Origin of the sequence: Streptomyces sp. NPDC015131 (assembly GCF_043079975.1) — a bacterium.
In the GTDB taxonomy this organism is placed as follows: domain Bacteria; phylum Actinomycetota; class Actinomycetes; order Streptomycetales; family Streptomycetaceae; genus Streptomyces.
Genome location: NZ_JBIBVB010000009.1, coordinates 147,051 through 160,452, shown reverse-complemented (window position 1 = coordinate 160,452; position 13,402 = coordinate 147,051). Strand labels below are relative to the sequence as shown.

Annotated in this window: 9 protein-coding genes; 6 read left to right on the top strand and 3 right to left on the bottom strand. The window is 72.6% G+C overall.

All coding sequences use genetic code 11. The features are described from left to right. Positions 1-30 precede the first annotated feature (30 nt). A complete protein-coding gene (locus ACF08D_RS30520; RefSeq protein ID WP_392227335.1) occupies positions 31-918 on the bottom strand; it encodes a CAP domain-containing protein in 888 nt (295 codons plus the stop codon). A gap of 151 nt (positions 919-1,069) precedes the next feature. On the opposite strand from ACF08D_RS30520, the gene ACF08D_RS30515 reads away from it, so the two are divergent. From ACF08D_RS30515 to ACF08D_RS30500, 4 genes are all read left to right on the top strand, one after another. After that, positions 1,070-1,351 (top strand): acylphosphatase, encoded by a 282-nt coding sequence (locus ACF08D_RS30515; RefSeq protein ID WP_392227333.1) that lies wholly within the window; start codon positions 1,070-1,072, stop codon positions 1,349-1,351. A 423-nt stretch (positions 1,352-1,774) separates the two neighbouring features. Continuing rightward, positions 1,775-1,987 carry a hypothetical protein gene (locus tag ACF08D_RS30510; protein WP_392227331.1) on the top strand — a complete coding sequence of 71 codons (213 nt, stop codon included), beginning with the start codon at positions 1,775-1,777 and terminating at the stop codon, positions 1,985-1,987. Between the two features lie 221 nt (positions 1,988-2,208). After that, positions 2,209-5,781: a chromosome segregation protein SMC gene (gene smc / locus ACF08D_RS30505; protein WP_392227329.1), complete on the top strand. Its 3,573-nt coding sequence runs from the start codon at positions 2,209-2,211 to the stop codon at positions 5,779-5,781. Positions 5,782-6,054: 273 nt separating this feature from the next. After that, positions 6,055-7,473: a sugar porter family MFS transporter gene (locus ACF08D_RS30500; RefSeq protein WP_392227327.1), complete on the top strand. Its 1,419-nt coding sequence runs from the start codon at positions 6,055-6,057 to the stop codon at positions 7,471-7,473. Positions 7,474-7,591: 118 nt separating this feature from the next. Here the strand turns inward: ACF08D_RS30500 and ACF08D_RS30495 are convergent, their stop codons facing one another. Then, positions 7,592-9,061, bottom strand: coding sequence for a cytosine permease (locus ACF08D_RS30495; RefSeq protein WP_392227325.1), 1,470 nt, complete (start codon positions 9,059-9,061; stop codon positions 7,592-7,594). Positions 9,062-9,200: 139 nt separating this feature from the next. Between ACF08D_RS30495 and ftsY the strand changes: the two genes are divergently transcribed. Then, positions 9,201-10,427: a signal recognition particle-docking protein FtsY gene (gene ftsY, locus ACF08D_RS30490; RefSeq protein WP_392227323.1), complete on the top strand. Its 1,227-nt coding sequence runs from the start codon at positions 9,201-9,203 to the stop codon at positions 10,425-10,427. A 171-nt stretch (positions 10,428-10,598) separates the two neighbouring features. On the opposite strand, the gene ACF08D_RS30485 is transcribed toward ftsY, so the two are convergent. Further along, positions 10,599-11,249, bottom strand: a complete 651-nt coding sequence (locus ACF08D_RS30485; RefSeq protein WP_392227322.1) for a bifunctional DNA primase/polymerase — start codon at positions 11,247-11,249, stop codon at positions 10,599-10,601. A 448-nt stretch (positions 11,250-11,697) separates the two neighbouring features. Between ACF08D_RS30485 and ACF08D_RS30480 the strand changes: the two genes are divergently transcribed. After that, positions 11,698-13,170 (top strand): hypothetical protein, encoded by a 1,473-nt coding sequence (locus ACF08D_RS30480; RefSeq protein ID WP_392227320.1) that lies wholly within the window; start codon positions 11,698-11,700, stop codon positions 13,168-13,170. Positions 13,171-13,402 lie beyond the last annotated feature (232 nt).

Genomic DNA, 13,402 nt, shown 5'->3' with positions numbered 1-13,402 from the left:
GGGCGGAGGGGCCGTGCCGGACGGGACGGCTCAGAAGCCGAAGTTCTGGGTCCACCAGGGGCCGCCGTCGGCGAAGTGGACGCCGACTCCGAGCCGGGTGTAGTCGCAGTTGAGGATGTTCGCGCGGTGGCCGTCGCTGTTCATCCAGGACTCCATCACCGCCTCGGCGTCCGCCTGCCCGCGGGCGATGTTCTCCGCCGCCAGGCCCTGGACCCCGGCCTTGGCGGCCCGGTCCCACGGGGAGGCGCCGTCGGGGTCGGTGTGCGAGAAGAAGCCGCGCTCGGCCATGTCCCTGCTGTACGCGCCCGCCAGCGACGCCAGGCCCCGGGAGGCCTGCACCGGGCTGCACCCGACCTTGGCGCGCTCGGTGTTGACCAGGGCGAGCACCGCGGCCTCGGCCGCCGCCTCGCGGCCCGAGTCGGACGGCGAGGTGGGGACGGCCGGGACGGACGGTGCCGGGGGCCGCTCGGTGGTGCGCTCGGGCGTGGGCGCCGGGGGCTTGGGCTTCGCGGTGGCCGTGCGGGTGGGCGCCGCGCTCCGGGAGGCCGTCTCCTTCTTCTCCGGCGCGCTGGTGGCCGGAGCCGGGGCCTTCGTCTTCTTCGGCGGCGCGGACGAGGAGGGCTTGGCCGGCGCGGGCGAGGGCGACGTGGAGGGGGCGAGCGGGCCCCGGTCGGCGCCGCGGCTCGCGGCCGTGGAGGGCCGCTCGGGGCCGGCGCTGGCGCCGCCCTGCGCGTTCAGCTCGGGCACGCTCCCGGCCCGTACCCGCTCGCTCGTACCGCTGTCACCGACGGTGAAGGTGTCACCGCCGGGCAGCAGGCCGGAGGCCACGGCGACGGTGCCGACCGCCACCGCGGCGGAGGCGCCGAGCAGCCCGGTGCGGACGGGTACGGAGACCCGCTTCTTCCGGTGGCGTCCCATGTCCTGTGCCTTCCTGCTTCGACGCCTGGTCAGGACGTCTCGGTCATCCGGTCACTCGCCCGAACGGGTGAGGCTCATGTCGTCGGGACTGTACGCCATGACGCGTGGGGGAGACGTGCTTCGCGGGGAACCGGCCGGTTAGCGTGCAGCCATGAACGACGACGCACGGCTCACCGCCTGGGTACGCGGCCGAGTACAGGGAGTGGGCTTCCGCTGGTTCACCAGGGCGAACGCCCTGGAGATCGGCGGCCTCACCGGCTTCGCCCTCAATCTGGACGACGGCCGAGTACAGGTGGTGGCCGAGGGGCCCCGTGAGAATTGCCACCGTCTGCTGGACTGGCTCCGCTCCGACGACACACCCGGATCCGTGGACGGAGTGACTGAGATATGGGACACCCCGCGCGGAGGTTACGAAGGCTTCGCCATCCGCTGACGATCTTGGAATTCCGGGGGGTGAATCCGGATGCGTTTCCGGCCGACCACCGGCCCGCATCTGCCGTCGGCATGTGCGTGCCGGACAAATGACCTGGTGGTTGCCAAGAGAGGGCTCCGCGTGGAAGGCTGCGCGATACGAATGATCCGGAGGATTTCCCGGGTCCGTACGCACGCCCCCGGGCACCGACGAGAGAGGCGCCGCCGCACCTGACGCGGCCGCGGCCCCCGGTTGCCCCTTGATACGGGGCGTGATCGTGTTGACCGTCAAACTTTTTGGTGAGACGCTGGAAGCCCCGCGCACCCCAGTTGTTCGGCGGTGAGAACCGCAGCGGCACGACGCATCGCCGGGCACCGCGGGTGCCTCAATCCCTCACGACCCACACCGCTTCGGTCGGTCACTCAGTGTGGAGGACCAAAAGTCATGGCAAAGGCGCTTCTCGGTTATGTCGGCGGTTCCGACCCGCGACTCCTCGCCGAGATGCGACGGCTTCAGCAGCGCGTCCAGGATCTCGAGTCCGAGCTCGTACGGATTCAGTCCGAGAACGACGCGCTGAACGCTGCCGCCGCACACAGCGAGGCGCTGCTCGACGGCATCGACATCGACGTACCCAAGGCGGAGCCTGCGCTCACCTGATCCCAGCCCCTTCGGCACGGCCCGGACCGGTGCACCTACGGCCACGGGCAAGGTGAGAAACACTCTCGCGAGACATGCAAGGGACGCTTCGGCGTCCCTTCTTTCTTTTCCCTTCCCCGGCCGGCCACCCGGCGTTCCACCGGGCCCCGCTGATCCTTAACCAGTGATGTGCCCTTCGCGTTCATGGGTCAAACGGGAAGCGGCAGGTAGAGTCCGGGGGCGTGCACCTCAAGGCCCTGACCCTGCGTGGTTTCAAATCGTTCGCCTCCGCCACCACCCTGCGGTTCGAACCGGGAATCACCTGCGTCGTGGGGCCCAACGGCTCGGGAAAGTCCAATGTGGTGGACGCCCTCTCCTGGGTCATGGGAGAACAGGGAGCCAAGTCATTGCGCGGCGGCAAGATGGAGGACGTCATCTTCGCCGGGACGACCGGGCGGCCACCGCTCGGCCGCGCCGAGGTCTCCCTCACGATCGACAACTCCGACGGCGCGCTGCCCATCGACTACGCCGAAGTCACCATCACCCGGATCATGTTCCGGGGCGGCAGCAGCGAATACCAGATCAACGGCGACACCTGCCGGCTCCTCGACATCCAGGACCTCCTCAGCGACTCCGGCATCGGCCGGGAGATGCACGTCATCGTCGGCCAGGGCCAGCTCGACTCCGTCCTGCACGCCGACCCGATGGGCCGCCGGGCGTTCATCGAGGAGGCCGCCGGCGTCCTCAAGCACCGCAAGCGCAAGGAGAAGGCGCTGCGGAAGCTGGACGCGATGCGGGCCAACCTCGCCCGCGTCCAGGACCTCACCGACGAACTGCGCCGCCAGCTCAAGCCGCTGGGCCGGCAGGCCGCCGTGGCACGCCGGGCCGCCGTCATCCAGGCCGACCTGCGCGACGCCCGGCTGCGGCTCCTCGCCGACGACCTCGTACGCCTCCAGGAGGCGCTGAACGCGGAGATCGCCGACGAGGCCGCCCTGAAGGAGCGCAAGGAGCGGGCCGAGGCCGAACTGAACGCCGCCCTCGCCCGGGAGGCCGCGCTGGAGGACGAGGTCCGGCGCCTGGCGCCCCGGCTCCAGCGCGCCCAGCAGACCTGGTACGAGCTGTCGCAGCTCGCCGAACGCGTCCGCGGCACCGTCTCGCTGGCGGACGCGCGCGTGCGCAGCGCCACCGCGCCGCCGGTGGAGGAGCGGCGCGGGCGCGACCCCGAGGACCTGGAGCGGGAGGCGGCCCGTGTCCGGGAGCAGGAGGCGGAACTGGAGGCCGCGCTGGAGGCGGCCCGGCGGGCGCTGGAGGACACCGTCTCCCACCGCGCCGAACTGGAACGGCACCTGGCCGCGGAGGAGCGGCGGCTCAAGGACGTGGCCCGGGCGATCGCCGACCGGCGCGAGGGCCTGGCCCGGCTGAGCGGGCAGGTGGGCGCCGCCCGGTCGCGGGCCGCCTCCGCGCGCGCCGAGATCGACCGGCTGGCCGCCGCCCGCGACGAGGCACGCGACCGGGCCGTCGCCGCGCAGGAGGAGTACGAGGCGCTCAAGGCGGAGGTCGACGGGCTGGACGCCGGCGACGCCGAGCTGGCCGAGCGGCACGAGGCGGCCCGGCGCGAGCTGGCCGCGGCCGAGGCCGCCCACGGCGCCGCCCGGGAGGCCGCCACCGCCGCGGAACGCGAGCGCGCCGCCCTCTCCGCCCGGCACGAGGCGCTCGCCCTGGGCCTGCGGCGCAAGGACGGCACCGGGGCGCTGCTGGGCGCCGCCGACCGGCTCACCGGCCTGCTCGGCCCGGCCGCCGGACTGCTGACCGTGGCGCCCGGGTACGAGGTGCCGGTCGCCGCGGCCCTGGGAGCCGCCGCCGACGCGGTCGCCGTACGGGACCCGGCGACGGCCGCCGAGGCGCTCCGGCTGCTGCGCAAGCAGGACGCGGGGCGCGCCGCCCTGCTGCTCGGCGGCGCACCCGAGGAACCGGACGGGGCGGCGGGGCCCGGGGGGCGTGTCCGTGAGGCGGGCCGGACCTGGGCGGCGGACCTGGTGCACGGGCCCGCGGAGCTGATGCCCGCCGTGCGGCGGCTGCTGCGGGACGTCGTGGTGGTCGGCGATCTGGAGGAGGCCGAGGAGCTGGTGTACGCCCGGCCCGGGCTGGTCGCCGTCACCGCCGAGGGCGATCTCCTCGGGGCGCACCTCGCGCACGGCGGGTCGGCCGGGGCGCCCAGCCTCCTGGAGGTGCAGGCCGCCGTGGACGAGGCCGCCGCCGAGCTGGCCCGGCTCGCCGTGCGGTGCGAGGAGCTGGCCGCCGCCGAGGCCGGGGCCGCCGAGCGGCGCCGTACCCTCGCTGGCCACGTGGAGGAGCTGGCCGAGCGGCGCCGGGCGGCCGACCGGGAGAAGTCCTCCGTCGCCCAGGCGCTCGGGCGGCTCGCCGGGCAGGCGCGGGGCGCCGCGGGCGAGGCGGAACGCACCACCGCGGCCGCCGCACGGGCGCAGGAGGCGCTGGAGAAGGCCACCGCCGAGGCGGAGGAGCTGGCGGAGCGGCTGGCGGTCGCCGAGGAGACCGAGGTGGAGGAGGAGCCCGACACCTCGGTGCGCGACCGGCTGGCCGCCGACGGGGCGAACGCCCGCCAGACCGAGATGGAGGCCCGCCTCCAGGTCCGTACGCACGAGGAGCGGGTCAAGGGCCTGGCCGGCCGCGCCGACGGGCTCGACCGGGCCGCCCGCGCCGAACGGGAGGCACGCGCGCGTGCCGAGCATCGCCGGGCCCGGCTGCGCCACGAGGCGGAGGTCGCCGCCGCGGTGGCCTCCGGGGCCCGCCAGCTCCTGGCGCACGTCGAGGTGTCCCTCGTACGGGCCGACGGCGAGCGGTCGGCGGCCGAGGCGGCGAAGGCGGCCCGCGAGCGGGACCTCGCCGCGGCGCGTGCCACCGGGCGGGACCTGAAGGGCGAGCTGGACAAGCTGACGGACTCGGTGCACCGGGGCGAGGTGCTGGGCGCCGAGAAGCGGCTGCGCATCGAGCAGCTGGAGACCCGGGCGCTGGAGGAGCTGGGCGTGGAGCCCACCGCGCTGGTCGCGGAGTACGGGCCGGACCAGCCGGTGCCGCCGTCGCCGCCGGCCGAGGGGGAGGAACTGCCGGAGGACCCGGAGCACCCGCGCAACCGGCCGGGACGTTTCGTCCGCGCGGAGCAGGAGAAACGACTGAGGTCGGCCGAACGGGCGTACCAGCAGCTCGGGAAGGTGAATCCGCTGGCGCTGGAGGAGTTCGCGGCGCTGGAGGAGCGCCACCAGTTCCTCTCCGAGCAGCTCGAGGACCTGAAGAAGACGCGGGCCGACCTCCTTCAGGTGGTGAAGGAGGTGGACGAACGCGTCGAGCAGGTCTTCACCGAGGCGTACCGGGACACCGCCCGGGAGTTCGAGGGGGTCTTCTCCCGGCTCTTCCCGGGCGGCGAGGGACGGCTCGTCCTGACCGACCCCGGCAACATGCTCACCACGGGTGTGGACGTCGAGGCCCGCCCGCCGGGCAAGAAGGTCAAGCGGCTCTCGCTGCTGTCCGGTGGCGAGAGGTCGCTGACGGCCGTGGCGATGCTGGTGTCGATCTTCAAGGCGCGGCCGAGCCCGTTCTACGTCATGGACGAGGTCGAGGCGGCGCTCGACGACACCAACCTCCAGCGGCTGATCAAGATCATGCAGGAGCTCCAGGAGAGCTCCCAGCTGATCGTGATCACCCACCAGAAGCGGACGATGGAGGTCGCGGACGCGCTGTACGGGGTGTCCATGCAGGGCGACGGGGTGTCCAAGGTCATCAGCCAGCGCCTCCGCTGAGCGCCCGCGCCGCCCGCCCGGGTGGCGGGGGCCGTACCGCTGCGTCTGTTTCAAGTTCTGAACACAAGCCGACCAGGGGCTGGCAAGGTGACACGCCGCGGCCGGGTGCTTCCGGGCAGAATTGATGCCCTTCAGCCTCTTGACTTCGAAACTTGAAGGAATAGTCTTCCCAGCGTTGCTTTTACCTTCAAGTGGTGGGCGGCGTGAAGTTGTGCGCCACTGGAAGGGCTCGCCCCCCATGCCCGGCGACGGCGCCGGGCGCCAGGAGTTCACGTGACCAGCACAGCGCAGCCGTCGCCGTCGGGGGCCAGGGAGGCCCACCCCGACCACCTCGGCCATGTCATCTTCATCACGGCCGCCGCCGCGATGGGCGGATTTCTCTTCGGCTACGACAGCTCCGTCATCAACGGCGCCGTCGAGGCCGTCCGCGACCGGTACGACATCGGCTCCGGCACCCTCGCCCAGGTCATCGCCATCGCCCTGATCGGCTGTGCCATCGGCGCGGCGACCGCCGGACGCATCGCCGACCGCATCGGCCGCATCCGCTGCATGCAGATCGCCGCCGTCCTGTTCACCATCAGCGCCGTCGGCTCCGCGCTCCCCTTCGCGCTGTGGGACCTCGCCGCCTGGCGCGTGGTCGGCGGCTTCGCCATCGGCATGGCCTCGGTCATCGGCCCCGCCTACATCGCCGAGGTCGCGCCCGCCGCCTACCGCGGCCGGCTCGGCTCCTTCCAGCAGGCCGCCATCGTCATCGGCATCGCCGTCTCCCAGCTGGTCAACTGGGCCATCCTCAACATGGCCGGCGGAGACCAGCGCGGTGAGCTGGCCGGCCTGGAAGCCTGGCAGTGGATGCTCGGCGTCATGGTGATCCCGGCCGTGCTCTACGGCCTGCTCTCCTTCGCGATCCCCGAGTCGCCCCGCTTCCTCATCTCCGTCGGCCGCAAGGACAAGGCCAAGGAGGTCCTCTCCGAGGTCGAGGGCAAGGGCGTCGACCTCGACGCCCGCCTGGCCGAGATCGAGACCGCCATGCGCCGCGAGCACAAGTCGACCTTCCGCGACCTGCTCGGCAGCCGCTTCGGCTTCCTGCCGATCGTCTGGGTCGGCATCGGCCTGTCCGTCTTCCAGCAGCTCGTCGGCATCAACGTCGCCTTCTACTACTCCTCGACGCTGTGGCAGTCGGTCGGCATCGACCCGTCGAGCTCCTTCTTCTACTCGTTCACCACGTCGATCATCAACATCATCGGCACCGTGATCGCGATGGTCCTGGTCGACCGGGTCGGCCGCAAGCCGCTCGCCCTCGTCGGCTCGGCCGGTATGGCGGTCGCCCTCGCCTTCGAGGCCTGGGCCTTCTCCGCCGACCTCGTCGACGGCAAGCTGCCGGAGACCCAGGGCGTGGTCGCCCTGATCGCCGCCCACGCCTTCGTGCTCTTCTTCGCCCTCTCCTGGGGCGTGGTGGTCTGGGTCTTCCTCGGCGAGATGTTCCCCAACAAGATCCGCGCCGCCGCCCTGGGCGTCGCCGCCTCCGCGCAGTGGATCGCCAACTGGGCCATCACCGCGAGCTTCCCGTCCCTGGCGGACTGGAACCTGTCCGGCACGTACATCATCTACACGGTCTTCGCCGTGCTCTCCATCCCCTTCGTACTGCGGTACGTGAAGGAGACCAAGGGCAAGGCGTTGGAGGAGATGGGCTAATACCCCGCTGCCCCTCTCCTCGGGCACGACACTGCCCCGGCCCGGACCCCGACGGTCCGGACCGGGGCAGTACGTCTTCCCGGGGCCGTGCGCCGCGCGGCGGCTCACGGAGACGGCGTCACACGGAGGCGGCGACCGGCTCCCGCTCCTCGCCGCCGGCAGCCCCGGCGGACCCGGCGCCCCCGGCAGCGGCATCGGCGGCGGCGCGCGGCAGCACCGCGTACAGCACGGCCGCCACCACGATCGTCACCAGCCAGCCCAGGCCGTTGGCGCCGATCCACGAACCGGCGAGCGGCCCCGCGAACCAGTCGACCTTGGTGAACAGCAGCCCCACCACCAGCGCCACCGCCCACGCCGTCATCGCCTGCCACGCGAAACCGCCCCGGTACCAGTAGGCGCTCGTCCGCGTGGTGTCCATCAGCGCCTCGGCGTCGTACGACCGGCGCCGCAGCATGTCGACGCCGAAGACCCCGATCCACGCCGAGAACGCCACCGCCAGCAGCGTCAGGAACGAGATGAACGAACCGATGAAGCTGGTCGCCACCACCATCAGCAGGAAGCCGAACACCAGCGAGATCACCGCGTTCACGCTCACCGCCCAGGTGCGCGGCACCCGGATCCCCAGCGTCTGCGCGGTGAACCCGGCCGAGTACATCGACATCGAGTTGATCAGCAGCATGCCGATCAGGGCGATCACCAGGTACGGCACCGAGATCCACGCCGGCAGCAGCTCACCGATGAACGACACCGGGTCCTGCGCGGACGCCAGGCTCGGCGTCGACACCGCCATCACCGCGCCCATCAGCACCATCGGCAGCACCACGATCCCGGCGCCGCCGATCGTGGAACCGACCATCGCGCGCGACGACGCCGTACGCGGCAGATAGCGGGTGAAGTCCGGGCCGGAGGGCACCCAGCTGATGCCGCCCGCCGCGATCGTGCCGATACCCGCGATCAGCATCGCCGTCGAACCGGCCGGCTTCGCGAAGACCGCGGACCAGTCCGTATTGGCCACCAGATACACCAGCACCAGCACCGAGAACGCGCCGAAGAGGTACGTCGACCAGGTGCTGCACACCCGCAGCGCGTTGATGCCGAGCCCCGACACCAGGAACGTCGCCGCCACGAACAGCAGCAGCGTCACGATGATCAGCGGGGTGCTGCTCTCGATGCCGAACAGCAGGTCGAGCACGGTGAGCACGGCGTACGCGCCGGTGACCGCGTTGATCGTCTCCCAGCCCCACCGGGCCACCCAGATCAGCGTCCCGGGGAAGAGGTTCCCGCGCTGGCCGAACACCGCGCGGGACAGCGCCATACCGGGCGAGCCGCCCCGCTTGCCGGCGATCGAGATCAGCCCGACGATCCCGTACGACAGGACCGGCGCGGCGACCGCCACCACCAGCACCTGCCAGATGTTCAGTCCGTTGAAGACGATCAGTCCGGCACCCATCGTGAGCAGCAGCACACTGATGTTGGCGGCGACCCAGGTCGGGAACAGCTCCCGGACGTGGCCGGTGCGTTCGGCGTCGGGGACGGGTTCGAGACCGCGGGTCTCTATCGCGCCGTCGGTCTCGGTGGCGTGGGGCATGGAAAGGCTCCGGGCGGGGGAGGAGGGGGACTTCGGCATCGTACGTTCCTCCCCAAAGAGGTCCAAACAGGGGCCATGGTCCCCGGTGCATGCTCCGAGACCGCTCACGCGGGCGGTCGTGGCCGATACTGGACGGGTTATGGAAATCCTCATCCTTGCTGTAGTCATCGCCCTGGTCGCGATCGGCGCGATCAGCGGTCTCGTGGTCGGCAGCCGCAGAAAGAAGAAGCTGCCGCCGCCCGAGGCGCCGCCGGCCCCGCCGACCATCACCGCTCCGCCCGCCGAGCCGCACGTCGGCGAGGAGGCGGAGACACCGCGGGAGGAACCGCGCCGCACCATCGAGGAGGTGGACCTCCCCACGGCCGAAGAGGCCCTGGAGGCCCCCGCCGCGGTGGAGGACCCGCTCGTCGCGGCCCCGCCCGCCCCCGAGATCGAGGTCCCGGAACCCACCGCCGGTCGCCTCATCCGGCTGCGCGCCCGGCTCGCCCGCTCGCAGAACAGCCTGGGCAAGGGCCTGCTCACCCTGCTGTCGCGCGAGCACCTCGACGAGGACACCTGGGAGGAGATCGAGGACACCCTCCTCACCGCCGACGTCGGCGTCGCCCCTACCCAGGAACTCGTCGAGCGGCTGCGCGAGCGCGTCCGGGTGCTCGGCACCCGGACCCCGGAGGAGCTGCGCGGCCTGCTGCGCGAGGAGCTGCTGACCCTCGTCGGCACCGACCTCGACCGCACCGTCCACACCGAGAGCGACCTCGACACCCCGGGCGTCGTGATGGTCGTCGGTGTCAACGGCACCGGCAAGACCACCACCACCGGCAAGCTGGCGCGGGTGCTCGTCGCCGACGGCAAGTCGGTCGTACTCGGCGCGGCCGACACCTTCCGCGCGGCGGCGGCGGACCAGCTCCAGACCTGGGGCGAGCGGGTCGGCGCCCGCACCGTGCGCGGCCCGGAGGCGGGCGACCCGGCCTCCGTCGCCTACGACGCGGTCAAGGAGGGCATCGCCGAGGGCGCCGACGTCGTGCTCATCGACACCGCCGGCCGCCTGCACACCAAGACCGGCCTCATGGACGAGCTGGGCAAGGTCAAGCGCGTCGTGGAGAAGCACGGCCCGCTGGACGAGATCCTGCTCGTCCTCGACGCCACCACCGGCCAGAACGGCCTGGTGCAGGCGCGCGTCTTCGCCGAGGTCGTCGACATCACCGGCATCGTGCTCACCAAGCTGGACGGCACCGCCAAGGGCGGCATCGTCGTGGCGGTCCAGCGCGAGCTGGGCGTCCCGGTGAAGCTGATCGGCCTGGGCGAGGGCCCGGACGACCTGGCGCCCTTCGAGCCGGAGGCGTTCGTCGACGCCCTGATCGGGGACTGAGCCGGTACGCCGGCTTCGACGCACTGATCGGACTCAGCCGGTACGCCGGAGCCGGCGGCCACGCCGGTACGCCGGCTCCGCCGGTTACGTCGCGACACAGCCGACCGGGGCGGCACCTCGACCACGAGGTGCCGCCCCGGTCGTCGCGTCACCGGGGTCACCGGCGGCCGGTCAGCCGCCCGACCGGTGGCACAGGTACGCCAGGGTGCCCAGCAGCAGCCGGGCCTGCGGCGGGGCGCCGGTGTCCGGCCCCGGGGCGCGCAGCCACCGCGACGGCCCCAGGCCCGCGTGGTCCGAGGGGGGCGCCGTGATGTGGGCGCCCGGACCCAGGCAGCGCAGGTCCAGATCGGCGTCGTCCCAGCCCATCCGGTACAGCAGCCGCGGCAGCTCCGCCGCCGCCCCGGGCGCCACGAAGAACTGCGCCCGCCCCGTCGGCGTCACGCACACCGGGCCCAGCGGCAGACCCATCCGCTCCAGCCGCACCAGCGCCGGCCGCCCGGCCTGCTCGGCGACCTCCAGCACGTCGAACGCCCGCCCGACCGGCAGCAGCAGCGCCGCGCCCGGGAACTCCGACCACACCTCGGCCGCCCGGTCGAGCGTCGACCCCGCGGGCACCTCGGGCGCGAAGGCCAGCGGATGCGCTCCCGGCGCCGTACACCCGGAGTCTCCGCAGGAGCAGCGGCCCGACGCGGCGCGGGCCCCCGGGACCACGTCCCAGCCCCACAGGCCCGTGTACTCCGCCACCACGGTGCTCTCCGCGGCACGGGCACCCCGCCGCCGCGAGCCGGACAGGATGCGGGTGCCGCCGATCGTGAAGCCCATGTCCCCTCCAACGGTGGAACTCGCCCGTGGTCACGGCCCGAAACGCTTCCGTGACGGTGTGTAGCACTGCCGCCGCGGCCGGCGTCGCCCCGGTGCGCGCCGGGTGGTGCGCACCGGGCCGCACAACCGGCCGTGCGACCGTCCGCCGCGCCCGGGTCGTCGCCGTGTCGTCGTCATGTCAAGTGAATCGCGCCCGGCGCCGGGGGAGTTCATTCAAAGGGGTGGCGAATGGTGGCGTTTATGGAAACGGCCTCGCCGGACGGGTGATCGTAGGATTACTTTCAGTGCACGAACACCGGGGTTCCGACGGGTACGAACCGCGCGGACGGGTATGCCGGAGGCAAGCCGGTTTCCTGTTCGAAGGGTGCAACTCGCGGACGGGCGGCCGTGATTGACGGCATTCTGGTACGGGTTCGAGCGACGTGATCCGGCGGATGGGGGCCAAGCAGTGGGCGGCAGTGGCGCAGACGGTACGCATGCCGGGAAGCGCCCGAACGAGCAGCTGGGCTCGTGGTTCGTGCGCAGCGGCTGGTCCAAGGGCGAGCTGGCGCGACAGGTGAACCGCCGGGCGCGCCAGATGGGCGCACACCACATCAGCACCGACACCTCCCGTGTCCGGCGCTGGCTCGACGGCGAGCAGCCGCGCGAGCCGATCCCGCGCATCCTGTCCGAGCTGTTCTCCGAGCGCTTCGGCAGCGTCGTCGCCATCGAGGACCTCGGCCTGCGCACCGCCCACCAGTCACCCTCGGTGTCCGGTGTCGACCTCCCCTGGGCGGGCCCCCAGACCGTCGCCCTGCTCAGCGACTTCTCCCGCAGCGACCTGATGCTCGCCCGGCGCGGCTTCCTCGGCACCTCCCTCGCGCTGGCCGCCGGCCCCGCCCTCATCGAGCCCATGCAGCGCTGGCTCGTCCCCACCCCGGCCGCCGAACCGGCCCGCGCCGAGGTGCCCGCCCCGCGCCGCCCCACCCGGCTCTCCCGCGCCGAGCTGGACCTGCTGGAGTCCACCACGGTGATGTTCCGCCAGTGGGACGCCCAGTGCGGCGGCGGACTGCGCCGCAAGGCGGTCGTCGGCCAGCTCCACGAGGTCACCGACCTGCTCCAGGAGCCCCAGCCCGGCCCGACCGCCCGGCGCCTGTTCAGCTGCGCCGCCGAGCTGGCCGAACTGGCCGGCTGGATGAGCTACGACGTGGGCCTCCAGCCCACCGCCCAGAAGTACTTCGTCCTCGCCCTGCACGCTGCCAAGGAGGCCGGCGACAAGCCCCTCGGCTCGTACATCCTGTCCTCCATGAGCCGCCAGATGATCCACCTCGGGCGGCCCGACGACGCGCTGGAGCTCATCCACCTCGCCCAGTACGGCAGCCGGGACTGCGCCACCGCCCGCACCCAGGCCATGCTGTATGCGATGGAGGCCCGCGCCTACGCCAACATGGGCCAGCCCAGCAAGTGCAAGCGGGCCGTGCGCATGGCCGAGGACACCTTCGCCGACGCCGGCCTGGACGGCGAGCCCGAGCCCGACTGGATCCGCTTCTTCTCCGAGGCCGAGCTGAACGGCGAGAACGCCCACTCCTACCGCGACCTCGCCTATGTCGCGGGCCGCAGCCCCACCTACGCCTCCCTCGCCGAGCCCGTGATGGAAAAGGCCGTGGAGCTGTTCTCCAAGGACGAGGACCACCAGCGGTCCTACGCGCTCAACCTCGTCGGCATGGCCACCGTCCACCTGCTCAAGCGCGAACCGGAACAGGCCACCAAGCTGGCCGAGTCCGCCCTCGGCGTCGCCCGGCGGATCCGCTCCGAGCGGGTCAACACCCGCCTGCGCAAGACCGTCGACACGGCCGCCCGCGACTTCGGCGACGTACCGGAGGTCGCCAGCCTCACCGACCGGCTCACCGCCCAGCTCCCGGAGGCCGCCGAAGCGGTCTGACCTCCCCGGTGCCACCCGGCACCCCCACCGGCCCCGGCCGCGACCGTCACCCCGTACAGCCCGACTCGGCTCCCCCATTGCCAGGTCAACAGGGTGACAGTCGCGGCCGGTCCCTTGACGTGGCCGGAGGGTACTGCCGTTACATGTCCGTGACCCCGTGGTTCATGGTGGCGTAACACACCGGCCCTCTTCGTCACTGCGGCGAAACATCGAGCGGCATCGACCGAAACCG

Bases quoted from the DNA above. Each gene is read 5' to 3' on its own strand.
- ACF08D_RS30520 (WP_392227335.1), bottom strand. From the start codon at position 918: ATGGGACGCCACCGGAAGAAGCGGGTCTCCGTACCCGTCCGCACCGGG.
- ftsY (WP_392227323.1), top strand. From the start codon at position 9,201: ATGGAAATCCTCATCCTTGCTGTAGTCATCGCCCTGGTCGCGATCGGC.
- ACF08D_RS30510 (WP_392227331.1), top strand. From the start codon at position 1,775: ATGGCAAAGGCGCTTCTCGGTTATGTCGGCGGTTCCGACCCGCGACTC.
- ACF08D_RS30485 (WP_392227322.1), bottom strand. From the start codon at position 11,249: ATGGGCTTCACGATCGGCGGCACCCGCATCCTGTCCGGCTCGCGGCGG.
- ACF08D_RS30515 (WP_392227333.1), top strand. From the start codon at position 1,070: ATGAACGACGACGCACGGCTCACCGCCTGGGTACGCGGCCGAGTACAG.
- ACF08D_RS30495 (WP_392227325.1), bottom strand. From the start codon at position 9,061: ATGCCCCACGCCACCGAGACCGACGGCGCGATAGAGACCCGCGGTCTC.